Annotated in this window: 16 protein-coding genes; 10 read left to right on the top strand and 6 right to left on the bottom strand. The window is 59.7% G+C overall.

The features are described 5' to 3' along the window. The first annotated feature begins 134 nt into the window (after positions 1-134). Together B1722_RS06525 and B1722_RS06530 are read left to right on the top strand one after the other, a co-directional pair. Entirely contained in the window at positions 135-1,484 is a 1,350-nt protein-coding gene (locus B1722_RS06525; protein WP_086791890.1) for a carbohydrate porin, read from the top strand. Positions 1,485-1,596: 112 nt separating this feature from the next. Further along, positions 1,597-2,451: a D-hexose-6-phosphate mutarotase gene (locus tag B1722_RS06530; protein ID WP_086791892.1), complete on the top strand. Its 855-nt coding sequence runs from the start codon at positions 1,597-1,599 to the stop codon at positions 2,449-2,451. 147 nt (positions 2,452-2,598) lie between these two features. Here B1722_RS06530 and B1722_RS06535 read toward each other — a convergent pair whose 3' ends face one another. Beyond that, positions 2,599-3,459: a MurR/RpiR family transcriptional regulator gene (locus B1722_RS06535; protein ID WP_169842436.1), complete on the bottom strand. Its 861-nt coding sequence runs from the start codon at positions 3,457-3,459 to the stop codon at positions 2,599-2,601. Positions 3,460-3,685: 226 nt separating this feature from the next. Between B1722_RS06535 and zwf the strand changes: the two genes are divergently transcribed. The 4 genes from zwf to B1722_RS06555 all read left to right on the top strand — a co-directional run bounded on the left by zwf (position 3,686) and on the right by B1722_RS06555 (position 7,434). Next, entirely contained in the window at positions 3,686-5,152 is a 1,467-nt protein-coding gene (gene zwf, locus B1722_RS06540) for a glucose-6-phosphate dehydrogenase (protein WP_041068660.1), read from the top strand. Continuing rightward, positions 5,139-5,852 carry a 6-phosphogluconolactonase gene (gene pgl / locus B1722_RS06545; RefSeq protein ID WP_086791894.1) on the top strand — a complete coding sequence of 238 codons (714 nt, stop codon included), beginning with the start codon at positions 5,139-5,141 and terminating at the stop codon, positions 5,850-5,852. Before zwf ends, pgl begins: the two co-directional genes overlap by 14 nt. A gap of 17 nt (positions 5,853-5,869) precedes the next feature. Beyond that, positions 5,870-6,535 carry a bifunctional 4-hydroxy-2-oxoglutarate aldolase/2-dehydro-3-deoxy-phosphogluconate aldolase gene (locus B1722_RS06550; RefSeq protein ID WP_007969324.1) on the top strand — a complete coding sequence of 222 codons (666 nt, stop codon included), beginning with the start codon at positions 5,870-5,872 and terminating at the stop codon, positions 6,533-6,535. A 173-nt stretch (positions 6,536-6,708) separates the two neighbouring features. Then, a complete protein-coding gene (locus B1722_RS06555) occupies positions 6,709-7,434 on the top strand; it encodes an intradiol ring-cleavage dioxygenase (RefSeq protein ID WP_041068667.1) in 726 nt (241 codons plus the stop codon). Positions 7,435-7,439: 5 nt separating this feature from the next. Here the strand turns inward: B1722_RS06555 and B1722_RS06560 are convergent, their stop codons facing one another. Beyond that, on the bottom strand, positions 7,440-8,621 hold the full coding sequence (locus B1722_RS06560; RefSeq protein ID WP_086791896.1) for an aminotransferase class V-fold PLP-dependent enzyme: 1,182 nt from the start codon (positions 8,619-8,621) through the stop codon (positions 7,440-7,442). A gap of 28 nt (positions 8,622-8,649) precedes the next feature. Next, a complete protein-coding gene (locus tag B1722_RS06565) occupies positions 8,650-8,886 on the bottom strand; it encodes a DUF3820 family protein (protein WP_003213031.1) in 237 nt (78 codons plus the stop codon). Positions 8,887-9,092: 206 nt separating this feature from the next. Here B1722_RS06565 and B1722_RS06570 point away from each other — a divergent pair, with 206 nt between their 5' ends. Then, positions 9,093-9,560: a PA2169 family four-helix-bundle protein gene (locus B1722_RS06570; protein WP_025112834.1), complete on the top strand. Its 468-nt coding sequence runs from the start codon at positions 9,093-9,095 to the stop codon at positions 9,558-9,560. Between the two features lie 141 nt (positions 9,561-9,701). Here the strand turns inward: B1722_RS06570 and B1722_RS06575 are convergent, their stop codons facing one another. Next, entirely contained in the window at positions 9,702-10,172 is a 471-nt protein-coding gene (locus B1722_RS06575; RefSeq protein ID WP_003227420.1) for a MaoC family dehydratase, read from the bottom strand. Positions 10,173-10,215: 43 nt separating this feature from the next. After that, positions 10,216-11,160: an alpha/beta hydrolase gene (locus B1722_RS06580; protein ID WP_041068683.1), complete on the bottom strand. Its 945-nt coding sequence runs from the start codon at positions 11,158-11,160 to the stop codon at positions 10,216-10,218. 241 nt (positions 11,161-11,401) lie between these two features. On the opposite strand from B1722_RS06580, the gene fadD2 reads away from it, so the two are divergent. Together fadD2 and fadD1 are read left to right on the top strand one after the other, a co-directional pair. Next, on the top strand, positions 11,402-13,090 hold the full coding sequence (fadD2, locus tag B1722_RS06585) for a long-chain-fatty-acid--CoA ligase FadD2 (protein ID WP_086791898.1): 1,689 nt from the start codon (positions 11,402-11,404) through the stop codon (positions 13,088-13,090). A 361-nt stretch (positions 13,091-13,451) separates the two neighbouring features. Continuing rightward, entirely contained in the window at positions 13,452-15,149 is a 1,698-nt protein-coding gene (gene fadD1 / locus B1722_RS06590; RefSeq protein ID WP_086791900.1) for a long-chain-fatty-acid--CoA ligase FadD1, read from the top strand. Between the two features lie 210 nt (positions 15,150-15,359). Here fadD1 and B1722_RS06595 read toward each other — a convergent pair whose 3' ends face one another. Beyond that, positions 15,360-15,737, bottom strand: coding sequence for a hypothetical protein (locus tag B1722_RS06595; RefSeq protein ID WP_007969330.1), 378 nt, complete (start codon positions 15,735-15,737; stop codon positions 15,360-15,362). Between the two features lie 196 nt (positions 15,738-15,933). Between B1722_RS06595 and B1722_RS06600 the strand changes: the two genes are divergently transcribed. Next, positions 15,934-16,125: a CsbD family protein gene (locus B1722_RS06600; protein WP_027612573.1), complete on the top strand. Its 192-nt coding sequence runs from the start codon at positions 15,934-15,936 to the stop codon at positions 16,123-16,125. Positions 16,126-16,133 lie beyond the last annotated feature (8 nt).

A 16,133-nucleotide genomic window follows, 5' to 3' on the forward strand; every position in this document is an offset into this window, starting at 1 on the left:
TCGCTGGCAAGCCAGCTCCCACAGGGATCGGGTTCCAAACAGGAGCACGCGCTGGATTGCCTGTAATCCAGCGCAATTTATGTAAACCGCGTTGGAAAAAAACAGTTAATAACAATAAAGACGAGGATGTAGGGATGAAAAAGAAACACGTCAATGCCCGGTTGATCTGCCAAGTGTCAGCCGCGGCGGCATTGGTGCTGGCCGGCAATGCAATGGCTGCGGATGCGTTCAGCTCCGACTCGAAATGGATGACCGGTGACTGGGGTGGCGAGCGGACCAAGCTGATCGAGCAGGGTATCGACATCAAGGCCGACTATGTTGGGGAAATGGGTGCCAACCTGCATGGCGGCTACAACGACGACAAGACCGGTCGCTACAGCGATCAGTTCGGTCTGGGCGTGGCGCTGGACCTGCAAAAACTCTGGGGCTGGGACAACACTCAGGCCAAGATCCAGTTGACCAATCGTAACGGTCAGAACATCTCCAACGATCGTATTGGCGATCCGCGTGCCGGCACGCTGTCGTCTTCGCAGGAAGTCTACGGCCGTGGCCACATGGTGCGTCTGACCCAGTTGTGGATTCAGCACCAGTTCTTCGACAACAAACTCGACGTCAAGGCCGGTTACTTCGGTGAGGGCGAAGACTTCAACACCTTCCCGTGCGACTTCCAGAACCTGGCGTTCTGCGGCTCGCAAGTGGGTAACTGGGCGACCAACATCTGGTACAACTGGCCCGTCAGCCAGGCCGCGATCCGCGTGAAGTACAACATCAACGACGAGCTCTACGCGCAGATCGGTGCGTACAACCAGAACCCGTCGCAGCTGGAACACGGCAACGGCTTCAAGCTCAGCGGCAGCGGCACCAAAGGGACTGTTCTGCCAGTCGAACTGGTCTGGTCGCCGAAGGTCAACAGCCTGCCGGGCGAATACCGCGTCGGTTACTACAAGAGCACCGCTGATGCCAGCGACGTCCGCGAAGACGTCAACGGTTTCGACGCGGCAACCACTGGTGACGCCTACAAGACCCACAGCAGCAAACACGGTTACTGGTTCGTCGCGCAGCAGCAACTCACCAGCCACAACGGTGATGCCAGCCGCGGTCTGAACATTGCCGCCAACGCGACCTTCCACGACAAGGACACCAACTTCATCGATAACTACCAGTCGGTGATGTTTGTCTACAAAGGCCCGTTCGACGCCCGTCCGAAGGATGACGTCGGCATTGGCGCGGCGCGTATCCACGTCAACGATGACGTGAAGAAAAACGCCGAACTGCTGAATGCCTCCAACGGTGTCTCGGATTACGACAATCCGGTGTTCTCGCCGATTCGTGAAACCGAATACAACTACGAGATCAACTACGGCTTCCACGTCACCAACTGGCTGACCGTGCGTCCTAACCTGCAGTACATCACTCACCCGGGCGGTGTTGATGCCGTGGACAACGCTTTGGTCGCTGGCCTGAAAATTCAGTCTACGTTCTGACGCGTCTGCGATAAGCTCCTCTCCATGTGCGCATATTTGCGGACAGCCCAGGCTGTCCGCTTTTTTTTGAGGGTGGCGCAACCCATGACAGTCGAATTCGGAACCGTGGCCAATGCATGAGCATCCGCTGCAACGCTTCTTCAAATCCCTGCGCGAACGACCGGTGTTTGCCTGGGAGCGCTATCAGATGCGCGATGTGCTGGTGATCGACCATCCGCTGTGTCAGGCGGTGTTCAGTCGGCAGGGCGCGCAGTTGCTGCACTTTCAGCCGCGCGGGCAGAAACCGTGGTTGTGGTGCGCGGCGAAGTGGCCGCACGTGGGCGCCATTCGCGGTGGTGTGCCGGTGTGCTGGCCGTGGTATGGCCGCCATCCGAGCGAAAACGCCTGGCCCTCTCACGGTTGGGCGCGACTGCTCGACTGGAAACTGATCGACAGCAGCAGTGCCGAGGATGGCGTGCGCCTGCATTGGCAATTGCAGCTGTGCGACTGGCAGGTCGACCTGCACGCGCATCTGGGCGAACGCATGGAATTACGCCTGAGCACCGAGCATCAGGACGACATGCCGTGCCAGTTGAGCCAGGCTTTGCATGCTTACTGGCGTATTGGTGACGTGGGTGAGATAGCGCTGTCTGGCCTCGAAGGGGCGCAGGGTTATGACCAGTTGAGCCGCCAGTCCTGCCAGCAGGAAGGCGAATTGCGCGTGGAGGGTGGTTGTCAGCGGGTGTTCCAGCACGACGGCGAATTGCAGCTCAAGGATCATGCCTGGCAGCGCGAATTGTGCATCGATACCGGTGACAGCGGCGACACCGTGGTCTGGCATCCTGGCTCGCGACCATTGCTGGGGGTGAGCTGGGATGAAGTGGCGGAGTTTGTCTGTGTCGAAGCGGCGGCGGGCGGTACCGACAGCCTGCATCTGGCGCCGGGGGAGAAGGCGCATTTGAGTTTGCAGGCGTGGGCTGCTGCCTGAGTTTGTACGGTGGCTGCTGGCCCCATCGCTGGCAAGCCAGCTCCCACAGACTCAGTGGCGGTCATGGATTTTGTGGACGACCCGGACACTGTGGGAGCTGGCTTGCCAGCGATGAGGCCGGATCATTCAATAAAGAATTATCAGGCCTCAGTTGAACTCGTCACCCACCGGATACCGGCTGGCATTCAAGCTCTCCTTGATCTTGCGCAGATGCGGCTGGAAATCCACCCCGCGACGCAGGGTCATGCCGGTCGCCAGCACATCCAGCACTGTCAACTGAATGATCCGTGAGGTCATCGGCATATAGATGTCGGTGTCTTCCGGCAGCGGAATATTCAGGCTCAGGGTACTGGCCTTGGCCAGCGGCGAATTCTCTGCGGTCAGGCCCAACACCGAAGCGCCGTTCTCACGGGCGATGCGCGCCACTTCCACCAGTTCGCGGGTGCGCCCGGTGTAGGAAATGATCACGAACAGCTCGCCGGTGTGTGCCACTGACGCAATCATCCGCTGCATCAGCACATCGGCATGCGCGGTGACGGCGAGGTTGAAACGGAAGAACTTGTGTTGCGCATCCAGCGCCACCGGAGCCGAAGCACCCAGGCCGAAAAAGTGGATCTGCCGCGCCTGGATCAACAGGTCGACGGCGCGGCTGATCAGGTTCGGATCGAGCGCCTGGCAAGCGCTGTCCAGCGAAGCGATGGCACTGCCGAAAATCTTCTGCGTGTACGCCTCGGGATTGTCATCGGCCTCCACCGCGCGGCTGACATACGCCGCGCCACTGGCCAGGCTCTGCGCCAGTTGCAGCTTGAGTTCAGGGTAGCCGCTGACACCGAACGAACGGCAGAAACGGTTGACCGTCGGCTCGCTCACCGACGCGGCCTGGGCGAGGGCGGCGATGCTGAAGCGGGTGGCCTGCTGCGGGTTGAGCAGGATCACCTCGGCGACTTTGCGTTCGGCCTTGTTCAGCTCTTCAAGGCGACTCTGGATCTGTTCCAGTAAATTTCGCACGCGGTCCATATGGAATTCCTAATTCACCTGCGCAAAGGTGCGCCGGGCTATGCAAATTGGGCCTTTGATGTGGCCCGTGACGGTGGCCTATCCTACTGATGGCTCCGACCGACCACCACTCGGAATCTGTATTTTGCGAAAATGTTGTGGTTATTACTACATTTTCCCTTGAGTGATGCCTTGAAAAAAGGTATTTGTAGCTTAACTTGATAAAAGAACAAACATCATGCCTTCGATTACGGTTGAACCGTGCACCTTTGCCTTGTTCGGCGCTCTGGGCGATCTGGCCCTGCGCAAGCTGTTTCCTGCCCTTTATCACCTCGATGGCGCCGACCTGTTGCACGAGAACACGCGCATTATTGCGCTGGCCCGTGAACCCGGTTCCGAGCAGCAGCACCTGGCGTTTATCGCCGCCGAATTGCGCCGTTACGTCGGCAAAGAGCTGGACGAGGCGGTGGCCGAGCGCTTTCTCGCGCGCCTGAGCTATCTGCACGTCGACTTCCTCAAGGCTGAAGACTATGTGGCGCTGGCCGAAGCGGCCGGCAGCGGGCAACGCATGATTGCCTACTTCGCCACACCGGCAGCGGTGTACGGCGCGATCTGCGAGAACCTGGCGAAAGTCGGTCTGGCAGAAAACACCCGCGTGGTTCTGGAAAAGCCGATCGGCTCCGATCTGGAATCCTCGCGCAAGGTGAACGACGCCGTGGCGCAGTTCTTCCCGGAGAACCGCACCTATCGCATCGACCACTACCTGGGCAAAGAGACCGTCCAGAACCTGATCGCCCTGCGTTTCGCCAACAGCCTGTTCGAAACCCAGTGGAACCAGAATTACATCTCCCACGTGGAAATCACCGTGGCCGAGAAGGTCGGTATCGAAGGCCGTTGGGGCTACTTCGACAAGGCCGGCCAGCTGCGCGACATGATCCAGAATCACCTGTTGCAGCTGCTGTGCCTGATCGCCATGGACCCGCCGGCCGACCTGTCCGCCGACAGCATTCGTGATGAAAAGGTAAAGGTGCTCAAGGCCCTGGCGCCGATCAGCCCGGAAGGCCTGACCACGCAAGTGGTGCGCGGTCAGTACATCGCCGGCCACAGCGAAGGCAAATCCGTACCGGGCTACCTCGAAGAGCCGAATTCCAACACCCAGAGCGACACCGAAACCTTCGTTGCCCTGCGTGCCGACATCCGCAACTGGCGCTGGGCCGGCGTGCCGTTCTACCTGCGGACTGGCAAGCGCATGCCGCAGAAGCTGTCGCAGATCGTCATTCACTTCAAGGAGCCGTCGCACTATATCTTTGCGCCGGAACAGCGCCTGCAGATCAGCAACAAACTGATCATCCGTCTGCAACCGGACGAAGGCATTTCCTTGCGTGTGATGACCAAGGAGCAGGGTCTGGACAAGGGCATGCAACTGCGCAGCGGCCCGCTGCAACTGAATTTCTCCGACACCTGGCGCAGTGCGCGGATTCCCGACGCCTACGAGCGGTTGTTGCTGGAAGTGATGAACGGCAATCAGAACCTGTTTGTCCGTAAAGATGAAATCGAAGCCGCGTGGAAGTGGTGTGACCAGTTGATCGCCGGCTGGAAAAAATCCGGTGACGCGCCCAAGCCGTATGCGGCCGGGTCGTGGGGGCCGATGAGCTCGATTGCACTGATCACGCGGGACGGGAGGTCGTGGTATGGCGATATCTGATGTGAAACTGCCCGCGGGCGTGAATGCCCACGAATTCAAGAGTCCGGTGCTGTTGGCCGAAGGTCTGGCGCTGAATGTCGCCAAGCAGCTGAGCGAAGCCATTTCGGCACGCGGCAACGCGGTGCTGGTGGTTTCTGGCGGTCGCAGCCCGGTGGCGTTTTTCCAGCACTTGGCCAAGCAGGAGCTGGACTGGTCGAAGGTCGTCGTGACCCTCGCCGACGAGCGCTGGGTACCGGTTGAACACGCCGACAGCAACGCTGGTCTGCTCAAGCAGTACCTGCTCAAGGGCCCGGCCGCCAAGGCGCAGTTCCTCAGCCTCTACAGCGCGGCGGCCAACGTCGAGCAGGCTGCGGAGCAGGCCGACCGCTTGCTTGCAGAATTGCCGCCGATCGACGTGCTGGTGCTGGGCATGGGCGATGACGGTCACACCGCGTCGCTGTTCCCCGACAGCCCGAACCTGACTGAAGCCTTGCAGGCTGACGGCAGCCGTCGCTGCTGGCCGATGCTGGCGCCGAGCGTACCGCGTCAACGCCTGACCATGAGCCGCGCACTGCTGGCTTCGGCGAAGCACAAGATTCTGTCGATTTCCGGTCAATCGAAACTGACCACACTGAATGCCGCACTGGCATCCGACGACGTCGCGGCCATGCCGGTGCGCGCGTTTCTGCAACCTACGTTAGAGATCTACTGGTGCCCATGAGCCAAGGAACAGCCGCTATGACAACCCCATCCCCGACCGTTTCCATGGCGGACAAAGTTGCCCTGATCGACAGCCTCTGCGCCAAGGCGCGGATCCTGCCGGTGATCACCATCGCCCGTGAACAGGACGTGCTGCCGCTGGCCGACGCCCTGGCCGCGGGTGGTCTGACGGCGCTGGAAGTGACCCTGCGTTCGCAGTTCGGTCTCAAGGCGATCCAGATCCTGCGTGAGCAGCGTCCGGAGCTGGTGACCGGTGCCGGCACCGTGCTCGATCGCAACATGCTTGCAGCAGCGGAAGCGGCGGGTTCGCAATTCATCGTCACCCCGGGCATCACCCGTGACCTGCTCGAAGCCAGCGTCGACAGCCCGATTCCGCTGCTGCCGGGCATCAGCAACGCCTCTGGCATCATGGAAGGCTATGGCCTGGGCTATCGCCGCTTCAAGCTGTTCCCGGCGGAAGTCAGCGGTGGCGTGGCGGCGATCAAGGCCCTCGGCGGCCCGTTCGGTGAAGTGAAATTCTGCCCGACCGGTGGCGTCGGCCCGGCCAATATCAAGAGCTACATGGCGCTGAAAAACGTCATGTGCGTGGGCGGCAGCTGGATGCTCGATCCGGAGTGGATCAAGAACGGCGACTGGGCGCGCATTCAGGAATGCACTGCCGAGGCCCTGGCACTGCTGGACTAAACGTTTTACCTGACACTTCGTTGTGTGTTCTACGGCTTTACGGTGCGCTTGGTCGGTGCACCGTTTTTTTTTGCCCGGAAAAAGTCATGAGAAATGACGCGATACATAGTTACCGCACCGAGAGCGGCGCGCGCCGTTAATCTGCGTTCATCTTATGGAAGAGAGAACGCGTCATGGAACGAGACACTTCAGCCGCAACACCCCAACCGGTGTATCAACTGGCGCCCGAGCAGATCGCCGGGCCGTATTTCCGCAACCCCAAATTACTGCGACGCAATATCAGCGAGGGCGCCGAGGGCCTGCCACTGCTGCTGCGCCTGACGATCGTCGACGCGATGACCGGCGAGCCGGTGAGCGGCGCGCTGGTGGATATCTGGCACTGCAATGCGCGGGGCGCCTATTCGGGGTGGAGCCGGATCAATCCGGATCGGGAGGTCGACACCGATGCCATCGGCTCGATCCCGCGTACCGATGATGACACCTACCTGCGCGGCAGCCAGTTCTGTGATCAGCAGGGACGGGCGCGCTTCACCACCATCTATCCGGGGTTCTATGCCGGTCGGGCGCTGCACATTCATGTGGCCGTGCGCATGGTTACCGGCAGTGAATATCTGGATGAGCGCAACGTGGCCTGGGTCGGTCAGCTGTATTTTCCCGAGGTGGTGTCACGCGCCGTGCTCAATGCCCGGGACTATCGCGGGCGGGCCTCTGCACCGTTGAACAATGCCGAGGACAGCTACTACGCCAACATGGGCGGCGAGGGCTCAACCTTGACGGTGTGGCCGATCGGGCGTGAATCGCACGAGGACGGTTTTTTCGGCCACCTGACCATCGGCATCGACACCTTTGCCGCCTCGTCGCAGATCAAGCCCGAGGACTTCGACAAGTACACTGTGTGAACGGATCAGCGCAGCTCGTTGAGTGCACGGGTCAGCAACTGCATGTCAGCCGCCGTGGTGGTCAATCCCGGAGTGATACGGATGCTCGGCCCGCTCGCCGCACCGTTACGCACCACGGTGAACAAGTGGTACTCATCGAGCAGACGTTCGACCATCGCCTGTTGATCGGTGTGGCGAGTGAAGCGCATCGAGGTGATGCCGCAATACAAGCGCGGATCGTCCGGGGTCATCACTTCGATCCCCGGCAAGTGGCGCACGGCGCTGACCCACAGGTTGCGCAGGTAATTCAGTCGCGCGCCCTTGGCTGCTGCGCCGCCGAGCGAACGATGCTCCTCGAGCGCCAGCGGCAGGGACATCAACGCCGGAATGTTCGGTGTGCTGTACGGCGTGCGCGCGCGGATATCGCTGGCCGGAAAGTGCATTTCGCCCATGTCCGGATCAATGTCGGCAAGGCGCTGCGGGGCGATGTACAGAAAACCCAGAGTCAACGGTGCACCAATCCATTTGTGCAGATTGAAACCAGCGAACGAGATGCCCAAGGCTTCAAGGTTGAACTCTATCTGGCCGAGGGCGTGGGCGCCGTCGAGGATAATGTCTACGTCATGTTGTTTCGCCAGCGCAGCGATGGCCTGCACCGGCATCACCAGCCCCGTGCGATGAGTCACGTGGGTCAGGGCCATCAGCTTGAGTTTTGGATAGCGGACGAAGGTTTCGCGATAGGTATCCAGCAGGCTGTCGAAAGTGGCCGGATGGGTGTGGCTGATCTCGATCACCTCTACGCCGCGATGGCGCGCCAGCCAGCGCATGGCGCCTTTGACCGTGTCGTATTCCAGGTCGCAGATCAGCACCTGATCGCCCGGCTGCAGGCGATTGTAATTGCGGATCAGCGACTGCAGCGCATCGCTGGCGTTGCGGGTGAAGGCGATGCTCTGCGCGCGCACGCCGATCGTCTCGGCCAGTTGCGCGCGGATGTCGAGGCTGTCGTGTTGCTCGAAACGCTGGCGCACATACACCGAGTTGCGGGTGTTGATCAGCTCGATGTTGCGCTGGTAGTCCTCGATCACCGTGCGCGACATGCGTCCGAAGTAGCCGTTTTCCAGGTTCAGCGGACCGGTTTGTGCTTCGTAGCGATCGGCGAAGGTTTGCCAGAATGCTTCGTCACGGGCGCGGCGGGTGTTGTCAGGCATGGTCGACTCGGCTTGGGGGGAGGGCGCTTCAGTGGCGCGGGGCGGGTTTGCCGTGTTTGGCGCGTAGCGGTTCAAGCAGCTCCGACAGACCGTTATGGTCGATTTCCTGCATCAGCGCCAACAGTCCGCCGAGCTCGCCGTGAGGGAAGCCTTCGCGAGCGAACCAGTTCAAATAAGGGCCCGGCAGGTCGGCAATGATCCGGCCCTTGTACTTGCCAAAGGGCATTTCACGGGTGATCAGCAGTTCGAGTTTTTCAGGATTCATCAGGGGCAATCATCTGGCTTCGGAACACTCTGGAAAATACAGGCATTCTGCATGCAGGCCAAATGACAGATCATGCAAATAACCGTGATACAGATAGTTCAAATATCTTTAAGTTGTTGAAAAATAAGGATTTATTTTTTATCAAAAAGCTGGCACGCACACTGCAATAACCCTTGCATCTTCAACCAACCGCAAGGAATTGAAAAATGACTGACATGAACAAAGAAGCCATCTCTGTACTCAACGACCTGATCGAAACCAGCAAGGACGGTCAGGAAGGGTTCAAGACTTGCGCCGAAGACATCAAGCATCCAGAACTCAAAGCGCTGTTCGCCAAGCGTTCTGCCGATTGCGCCACTGCCGCTGCCGAACTGCAGGCTACCGTGCGCTCGATGGGCGGTGATCCGGAAACCTCTACCAGCGTCAGCGGTGACCTGCACCGTCGCTGGGTCGACGTCAAAGCCATGTTCACCGGCAAGGACGAAGAGGCTGTACTGAACGAAGCCGAGCGCGGTGAAGATCATGCACTCAAGGCTTATCGTGAAGCCATCGAGAAAATCAACAAGCACAACCTGGTCGGGATCCGTGACCTGGTTGAGCGTCAGTACCACGGCGTGCAACGCAATCACGACCAGGTGAAAGCCCTGCGTAACCAGGCTCGCGCGCGTTCGTAAGCGTTTGCAGGTTATAAAAAACGCCAGCTAGTCTGGCGTTTTTTTATGCGTGAGGGAAAAGCCAAAGATCGCAGCCTGCGGCAGCTCCTACAGGGGATCGCATTCCAGGGCAGGAGCTGCCGAAGGCTGCGATCTTTTCCATCAGCCGATGCTGATCGCCGGCAACGTCGGCAGGGTCACGGTCTGTTGCTTGCGCGGCGCGAGAATCTCGGCCTCGCCATCCACCACCAATTCATCACGCTGATTGAACACGCGAGTGGCGATGCGCACGCGAAACTTCGGCAATTTCTCGAGAATTTCCAGACGCACGGTCAGGGTGTCGCCAATCTTCACCGGCTTCTGAAAGCTCATTTGCTGACCGATGTAGATGGTGCCCGGCCCAGGCAGCTCGCACGCCACGGCCGCGCTGATCAACGCACCACTGAACATGCCATGGGCGATGCGTTCCTTGAACATGCTGGCGGCGGCGAACTCGGCGTCCAGGTGCACCGGGTTGTGGTCGCCGGACATCGCGGCGAACAGCTGAATGTCGCGCTCTTCGACCGTCTTGCTGTAGCTGGCGGTCTGGCCGACTTCGAGGGCTTCGTAAGGGATGTTGGTAACCTGGGTCATCGGTCTTGATTCCTGTGACGGATTAAAGTGAATCCACAAAAAATTATTCGCTGCGATGAGGGCGGCGATGGCTCAGCGCCTGGTCGATCCAGGCCAGCACATCGGCGATCACTTCGTCGCGATTGGTTTCATTGAACAATTCGTGCCGCGCCTGCGGGTAGATCTTCAGTTGCAGGTTCTGGCTGCCGGCCGAGCGCAACGCTTCGGCCAGATCTGTCAGACGCTTGCCTTCGCTCACCGGATCACATTCACCGCCGATCACCAGCAGCGGCAGGCCCGGGTCGATCTGGGCGAGATTGGACGCTTTGCTGATCTGCTGCAAGCCGCCGAGCAAGTCGATCCACAGTTGGTTGGTGCAGCGAAAGCCGCAAAGCGGGTCGCTGGCATAGCGATCGACCTCCACCGGGTCGCGGCTCAGCCAGTCGAACGGGGTACGCGCCGGTTTGAATTTTTTGTTGAACGAGCCGAATGACAACCACTCGATCAACGCGCTGCGGCCCTTGCCACCCTGACGCAGTTTTTCGAAACGGGCGATTTGCCGCGCCGCGCCGTAAAGCGCGACAGGCTGAAAATTCGAGCCGCTGAGAATCGCCCCGTGCAGGCTGGCGCTGTGATGCAGCAGGTAACCCTGGGCGAGGTAGCTGCCCATGCTGTGCCCGAGCAGGATGATCGGTACCTCGGGATGCTGCTGGCCGATGTGCTGATTGAGGCTGGCCAGATCGCCGATCACTTTGCACCAGCCGTCGTCATCGGCGAAATGCCCGAGCGTCCCGTGTTCGGCGGTTTTGCCATGCCCGCGCAAATCCGGGGCGTACACACCGTAGCCTTGTTCGCAGAACGCATTCGCCAGCCTTTCGTAGCGAGCGCTGTGTTCGGCCATGCCGTGGGCCAGCAGGATCACTGCTTTCAATGGCGCGGCGGGCAGCCACTGGTTGACGAACAGGCGGCTGCGGTCACTCGCGTCCAGCCAGAAGGCACGGTGGATCATGGCAATTCCTTTTTATCGAGCGGTTACGGCCCGCAGTCGTAGCATTGTATAGCGCGTCCGATCAGCTCACGCCACGGCAGGAAGATTCATACGATCAATGTCGCCATTGCCCTTATTTGCCTCAATGGCCATAACTGCTAGTGTCCGTGAAGCTCCGCTTTTTGCTTTGTGCCCTCAGGGATAAGCGCGAAACCACAGAAAAGCGGCTCCCGGATCGATTCAGGTAAAGAGGACAAGAACAATGCAACCTGATTTCTGGAATGACAAACGCCCCGCCGGCGTACCCCTGGACATCGACATGGGCGAGTTCAAGTCGGTGATCGAGGTGTTTGAGCGTTCCTGCAAGAAATTCGCGGACCGTCCGGCCTTCAGCAATATGGGCGTGACCCTGACCTACGCGGAACTCGAGCGCTACAGCGCGGCGTTCGCCGGTTACCTGCAAGCCCACACCGATCTGGTGCCGGGGGATCGCATCGCGGTGCAGATGCCCAATGTGCTGCAATATCCGATTGCCGTGTTCGGCGCCTTGCGCGCCGGGCTGATCGTGGTCAACACCAACCCGCTGTACACCGCGCGCGAGATGCGCCACCAGTTCAAGGACTCCGGTGCCCGGGCGCTGGTGTACCTGAACATGTTCGGGCAGAAGGTCCAGGAAGTGCTGCCGGACACCGACCTGCAATACTTGATCGAAGCGAAAATGGGCGATCTGATGCCCACCGCCAAGGGCTGGCTGATCAACACTGTGGTCAGCAAAGTGAAGAAAATGGTCCCGGACTATTCGCTGCCGCAGGCCATCTCGTTCAAGAGTGCGCTGCGGCTGGGCCGTGGTTTGGGAATCAAACCGCTGAAAGTCAGCCTCGACGACATCGCCGTGTTGCAATACACCGGTGGCACCACCGGGCTGGCCAAGGGCGCGATGCTGACCCACGGCAACCTCGTGGCGAACATGCAACAAGTGCGCGCCTGTCTCGCCCAACTGGGGCCTGACGGTCAGCCACTGCTGCGTGAAGGGCAGGAGGTGATGGTGGCGCCGCTGCCGCTGTATCACATCTATGCCTTCACTGCGAACTGCATGTGCATGATGGTTTCCGGCAACCACAACGTGCTGATCACCAATCCGCGAGACATCGCCGGCTTCATCAAGGAACTGAAGAACTGGCGATTCTCGGCGTTGCTCGGGCTGAATACGTTGTTCGTCGCGCTGATGGATCACCCGGACTTCAAGACCCTGGATTTCTCCAGCCTCAAGCTGACCAACTCCGGCGGTACCGCGCTGGTCAAGGCCACCGCCGAGCGCTGGGAGCAGATCACCGGTTGCCGCATCACCGAAGGTTACGGTCTGACCGAAACCTCGCCGGTGGCCTGCACCAACCCGTATGGCGAAAAGTCGCGCCTGGGCACGGTCGGTCTGCCGGTGCCGGGTACGCTGCTGAAGGTTATCGATGACGAGGGTGTCGAGCAGTCGATGGGCGAGCGCGGCGAGTTGTGCATCAAGGGCCCGCAGATCATGAAAGGCTACTGGCACAAACCCGAGGCCACCGCCGAAGTGCTGGACGCCGAGGGCTGGTTCAAGTCCGGTGATATTGCGGTGATCGACCCGGACGGCTTCGTGCGCATCGTCGACCGCAAGAAGGACATGATCATCGTCTCCGGTTTCAACGTGTACCCCAACGAGATCGAGGACGTGGTGATGGCTCACCCGAAAGTCGCCAACTGCGCGGTGATCGGTGTGCCGGACGAGCGTTCGGGCGAGGCGGTGAAGCTGTTTGTGGTGGCGCGGGAAACCGGGGTCAGCCTCGAAGAGCTCAAGGCGTACTGCAAAGAGAATTTCACGGCTTACAAGGTGCCGAAACACATCGTGCTGCGTGAGTCATTGCCGATGACGCCGGTCGGCAAGATTTTGCGGCGGGAGTTGCGCGATATCGCCTGATCGGTGAATGGCCGCGCGTTGCGCGGATCGCGGGCAAGCCACGCTCCCACAGGGATCTCCATCAACCTTGCGGGAGCGGGCTTGCCCGCGATGCTTTTTGGGGGTGAAGGCCCGGAAAACCGGGGCTTTCAGGGTGATATAGGATTTTTGCTCTAAAATGACTGTTAGAAAGTCTTGAGTCATTAAAGTGACCATGGAGGCCGCTTTTGGCTCTAGTCGGCCCTTGGCAAAGCTGCTACTCTCGGCGCGCTTTGTGACTTCTCGGCCTGTAGAAAAGCCAGATTCACCAATACAAAACACACACCAATAATAATCGCATCAAATGCGGTGAAGAATTCGCGTTGCTGAGGAGTGGGCTTCCATGATCGAAGACTTTTGGAAGGATAAATACCCGGCTGGAATTGCTGCCGACATCAATCCAGACGAGTACCCGAATATTCAGGCAGTGTTGAAGCAGTCCTGCCAACGCTTCGCCAACAAACCGGCTTTCAGCAACCTGGGCAAGACAATCACCTACGGTGAACTGTACGAATTGTCCGGTGCGTTTGCCGCGTATCTGCAACAGCATACCGACTTGCAGCCCGGTGATCGAATCGCCGTGCAACTGCCCAACGTTCTGCAGTACCCGGTCGCCGTCTTCGGTGCGATCCGCGCCGGGCTGATCGTGGTCAACACCAACCCGCTGTACACCGCGCGGGAAATGGAACACCAATTCAACGACTCCGGCGCCAAAGCCCTGGTGTGTCTGGCCAACATGGCGCACCTGGCGGAAGCCGTGGTGCCGAAAACCGGCGTCAAACACGTCATCGTCACCGAAGTCGCCGACCTGCTGCCGCCGGTCAAGCGCCTGCTGATCAACAGCGTGATCAAGTACGTGAAGAAGATGGTGCCGGCCTATCACCTGCCTAAGGCCGTCAAGTTCAATGACGTGCTGAGCAAGGGCCAGGGCCAGCCGGTGACCGAAGCCAACCCGCACAGCAGCGACGTCGCGGTACTGCAATACACCGGCGGCACCACCGGCGTGGCCAAGGGCGCGATGCTCACCCATCGCAACCTCGTCGCCAACATGCTGCAGTGCAAGGCGCTGATGGGCTCCAACCTCAACGAAGGCTGCGAGATCCTGATCACCCCGTTGCCGCTGTACCACATCTATGCGTTCACCTTTCATTGCATGGCGATGATGCTGATCGGCAACCACAACATCCTGATCAGCAACCCGCGCGACCTGCCAGCGATGGTCAAGGAACTGTCGAAGTGGAAGTTCAGCGGTTTCGTCGGCCTGAACACACTGTTCGTGGCGCTGTGCAACAACGAAGGTTTCCGCAAGCTGGATTTCTCCAACCTGAAAGTCACCCTGTCCGGCGGTATGGCCCTGCAACTGGCCGCGGCCGAGCGTTGGAAAGCCGTGACCGGCTGCTCGATCTGCGAAGGTTACGGCATGACCGAAACCAGCCCGGTGGCCACGGTCAACCCGATCCAGAACATCCAGATCGGCACCATCGGTATTCCGGTGCCGTCGACCCTGTGCAAAGTCATCGACGATGCCGGTGTCGAGCAGCCCATGGGCGAAATCGGCGAGCTGTGCGTCAAGGGCCCGCAAGTGATGAAGGGCTACTGGCAGCGTCAGGAAGCCACCGACGAGATCCTCGACAGCGAAGGCTGGCTGAAGACCGGTGATATCGCGCTGATCCAGCCCGATGGCTACATGCGCATTGTCGATCGCAAGAAGGACATGATCCTGGTGTCCGGTTTCAACGTTTACCCGAACGAACTGGAAGACGTGCTGGCAACCTTGCCGGGCGTGTTGCAGTGCGCGGCCATCGGCGTGCCGGACGAGAAGTCGGGCGAAGCGATCAAGATCTTCATCGTGGCCAAACCGGGCGTGACCCTGACCAAGGAAACCGTGATGGAACACATGCGCGCCAACGTCACCGGTTACAAGGTGCCGCGTTCGGTGGAATTCCGCGATGCACTGCCGACCACCAACGTCGGCAAGATCCTGCGCCGCGAGCTGCGTGACGAAGAGCTGAAGAAGATCAAGGCGAAGTCCGCCGCGTAAAACAGAAAGCCCCGCAAGTGCGGGGCTTTTTGTTGGGCGGCGTTCTTCGACCCTGTGGCGAGGGAGCTTGCTCCCGCTCGGCTGCGCAGCAGTCGTAAGTACGGTGAATGTGGTGTGTCAGGACTCAACTGACACGGGGTTATGGGGCTGCTTCGCAGCCCAGCGGGAGCAAGCTCCCTCGCCACAGAGTCCAGTTGCCACGAGGAATGGTTACTGCCGGAACGGCGCGAAATTCACGTTGGTGCCCGCCGGACGCATGTCCTGCAGGTACGAATCCTTGTCTGCACTCAATTCCAGGCTCAACGCCGCCTTGCGCTTGCCTTCGTTGCGAATCACCAGGCCTTCGAGCTTTTCCCGCAGGAACACGGTTGGCACTTTCAGGTGCAGCAGTTCGTCGGTGGCCGGGGTGTGCATCAGCAGGTGAATCCACTCGTACTGACCGACGGCCAGGCGCGTCACCGGCAGGTCAAACCACCAGATGTTGCGGTTGCGGTTGAGTTCGGCGAAGTGGCAGTTGTTGGTGCCGAGCACAGCGCCGCCCAGTTCCTGGTTGCGACGGGCAATGGCCTGCTTTTTATCGAGTTTCATAACATTCCTGCGGGGTCTGATCGTTGGCGCAGCGCGCCCATAGCTGCGCATTCTCGGGGCTAGGGGGGCAAACATAAAGCCCAACCTGCATTGCACGACGAAATGAACGGCAAAAATAAATGAAACTCGTGGCAAACCCGGCCAGTCAATCATTACGTACTGACTTTTCCCCTTCAATGCACCAAGGAGAAACACCATGAGTAGCACTGGCGATAAAGTAAAAGGCATGGCTAACGAAGCCGTCGGCAACGTCAAGCAAGGTGTCGGTAAAGCCACCGACAACACCAAGCTGCAAGCCGAAGGCAAACTGCAAGAGAAAAAAGGTGAAGCCCAGCAAGCTGTCGGCAAAGCCAAAGACGCCATCAAGAAAGGTGTCGACAAGGCGTAATTCCGCCT

This window comes from Pseudomonas sp. SCPG-7, assembly GCF_002156405.1.
In the GTDB taxonomy this organism is placed as follows: Bacteria; Pseudomonadota; Gammaproteobacteria; order Pseudomonadales; family Pseudomonadaceae; genus Aquipseudomonas; species Aquipseudomonas parakoreensis.

Excerpts from the sequence above, each read along its gene's own strand:
- B1722_RS06525 (WP_086791890.1), top strand. The coding sequence starts at position 135 with ATGAAAAAGAAACACGTCAATGCCCGGTTGATCTGCCAAGTGTCAGCC.
- B1722_RS06530 (WP_086791892.1), top strand. The coding sequence starts at position 1,597 with ATGCATGAGCATCCGCTGCAACGCTTCTTCAAATCCCTGCGCGAACGA.
- zwf (WP_041068660.1), top strand. The coding sequence starts at position 3,686 with ATGCCTTCGATTACGGTTGAACCGTGCACCTTTGCCTTGTTCGGCGCT.
- pgl (WP_086791894.1), top strand. The coding sequence starts at position 5,139 with ATGGCGATATCTGATGTGAAACTGCCCGCGGGCGTGAATGCCCACGAA.
- B1722_RS06550 (WP_007969324.1), top strand. The coding sequence starts at position 5,870 with ATGACAACCCCATCCCCGACCGTTTCCATGGCGGACAAAGTTGCCCTG.
- B1722_RS06555 (WP_041068667.1), top strand. The coding sequence starts at position 6,709 with ATGGAACGAGACACTTCAGCCGCAACACCCCAACCGGTGTATCAACTG.
- B1722_RS06560 (WP_086791896.1), bottom strand. The coding sequence starts at position 8,621 with ATGCCTGACAACACCCGCCGCGCCCGTGACGAAGCATTCTGGCAAACC.
- B1722_RS06565 (WP_003213031.1), bottom strand. The coding sequence starts at position 8,886 with ATGAATCCTGAAAAACTCGAACTGCTGATCACCCGTGAAATGCCCTTT.
- B1722_RS06570 (WP_025112834.1), top strand. The coding sequence starts at position 9,093 with ATGACTGACATGAACAAAGAAGCCATCTCTGTACTCAACGACCTGATC.
- B1722_RS06575 (WP_003227420.1), bottom strand. The coding sequence starts at position 10,172 with ATGACCCAGGTTACCAACATCCCTTACGAAGCCCTCGAAGTCGGCCAG.
- B1722_RS06580 (WP_041068683.1), bottom strand. The coding sequence starts at position 11,160 with ATGATCCACCGTGCCTTCTGGCTGGACGCGAGTGACCGCAGCCGCCTG.
- fadD2 (WP_086791898.1), top strand. The coding sequence starts at position 11,402 with ATGCAACCTGATTTCTGGAATGACAAACGCCCCGCCGGCGTACCCCTG.
- fadD1 (WP_086791900.1), top strand. The coding sequence starts at position 13,452 with ATGATCGAAGACTTTTGGAAGGATAAATACCCGGCTGGAATTGCTGCC.
- B1722_RS06595 (WP_007969330.1), bottom strand. The coding sequence starts at position 15,737 with ATGAAACTCGATAAAAAGCAGGCCATTGCCCGTCGCAACCAGGAACTG.
- B1722_RS06600 (WP_027612573.1), top strand. The coding sequence starts at position 15,934 with ATGAGTAGCACTGGCGATAAAGTAAAAGGCATGGCTAACGAAGCCGTC.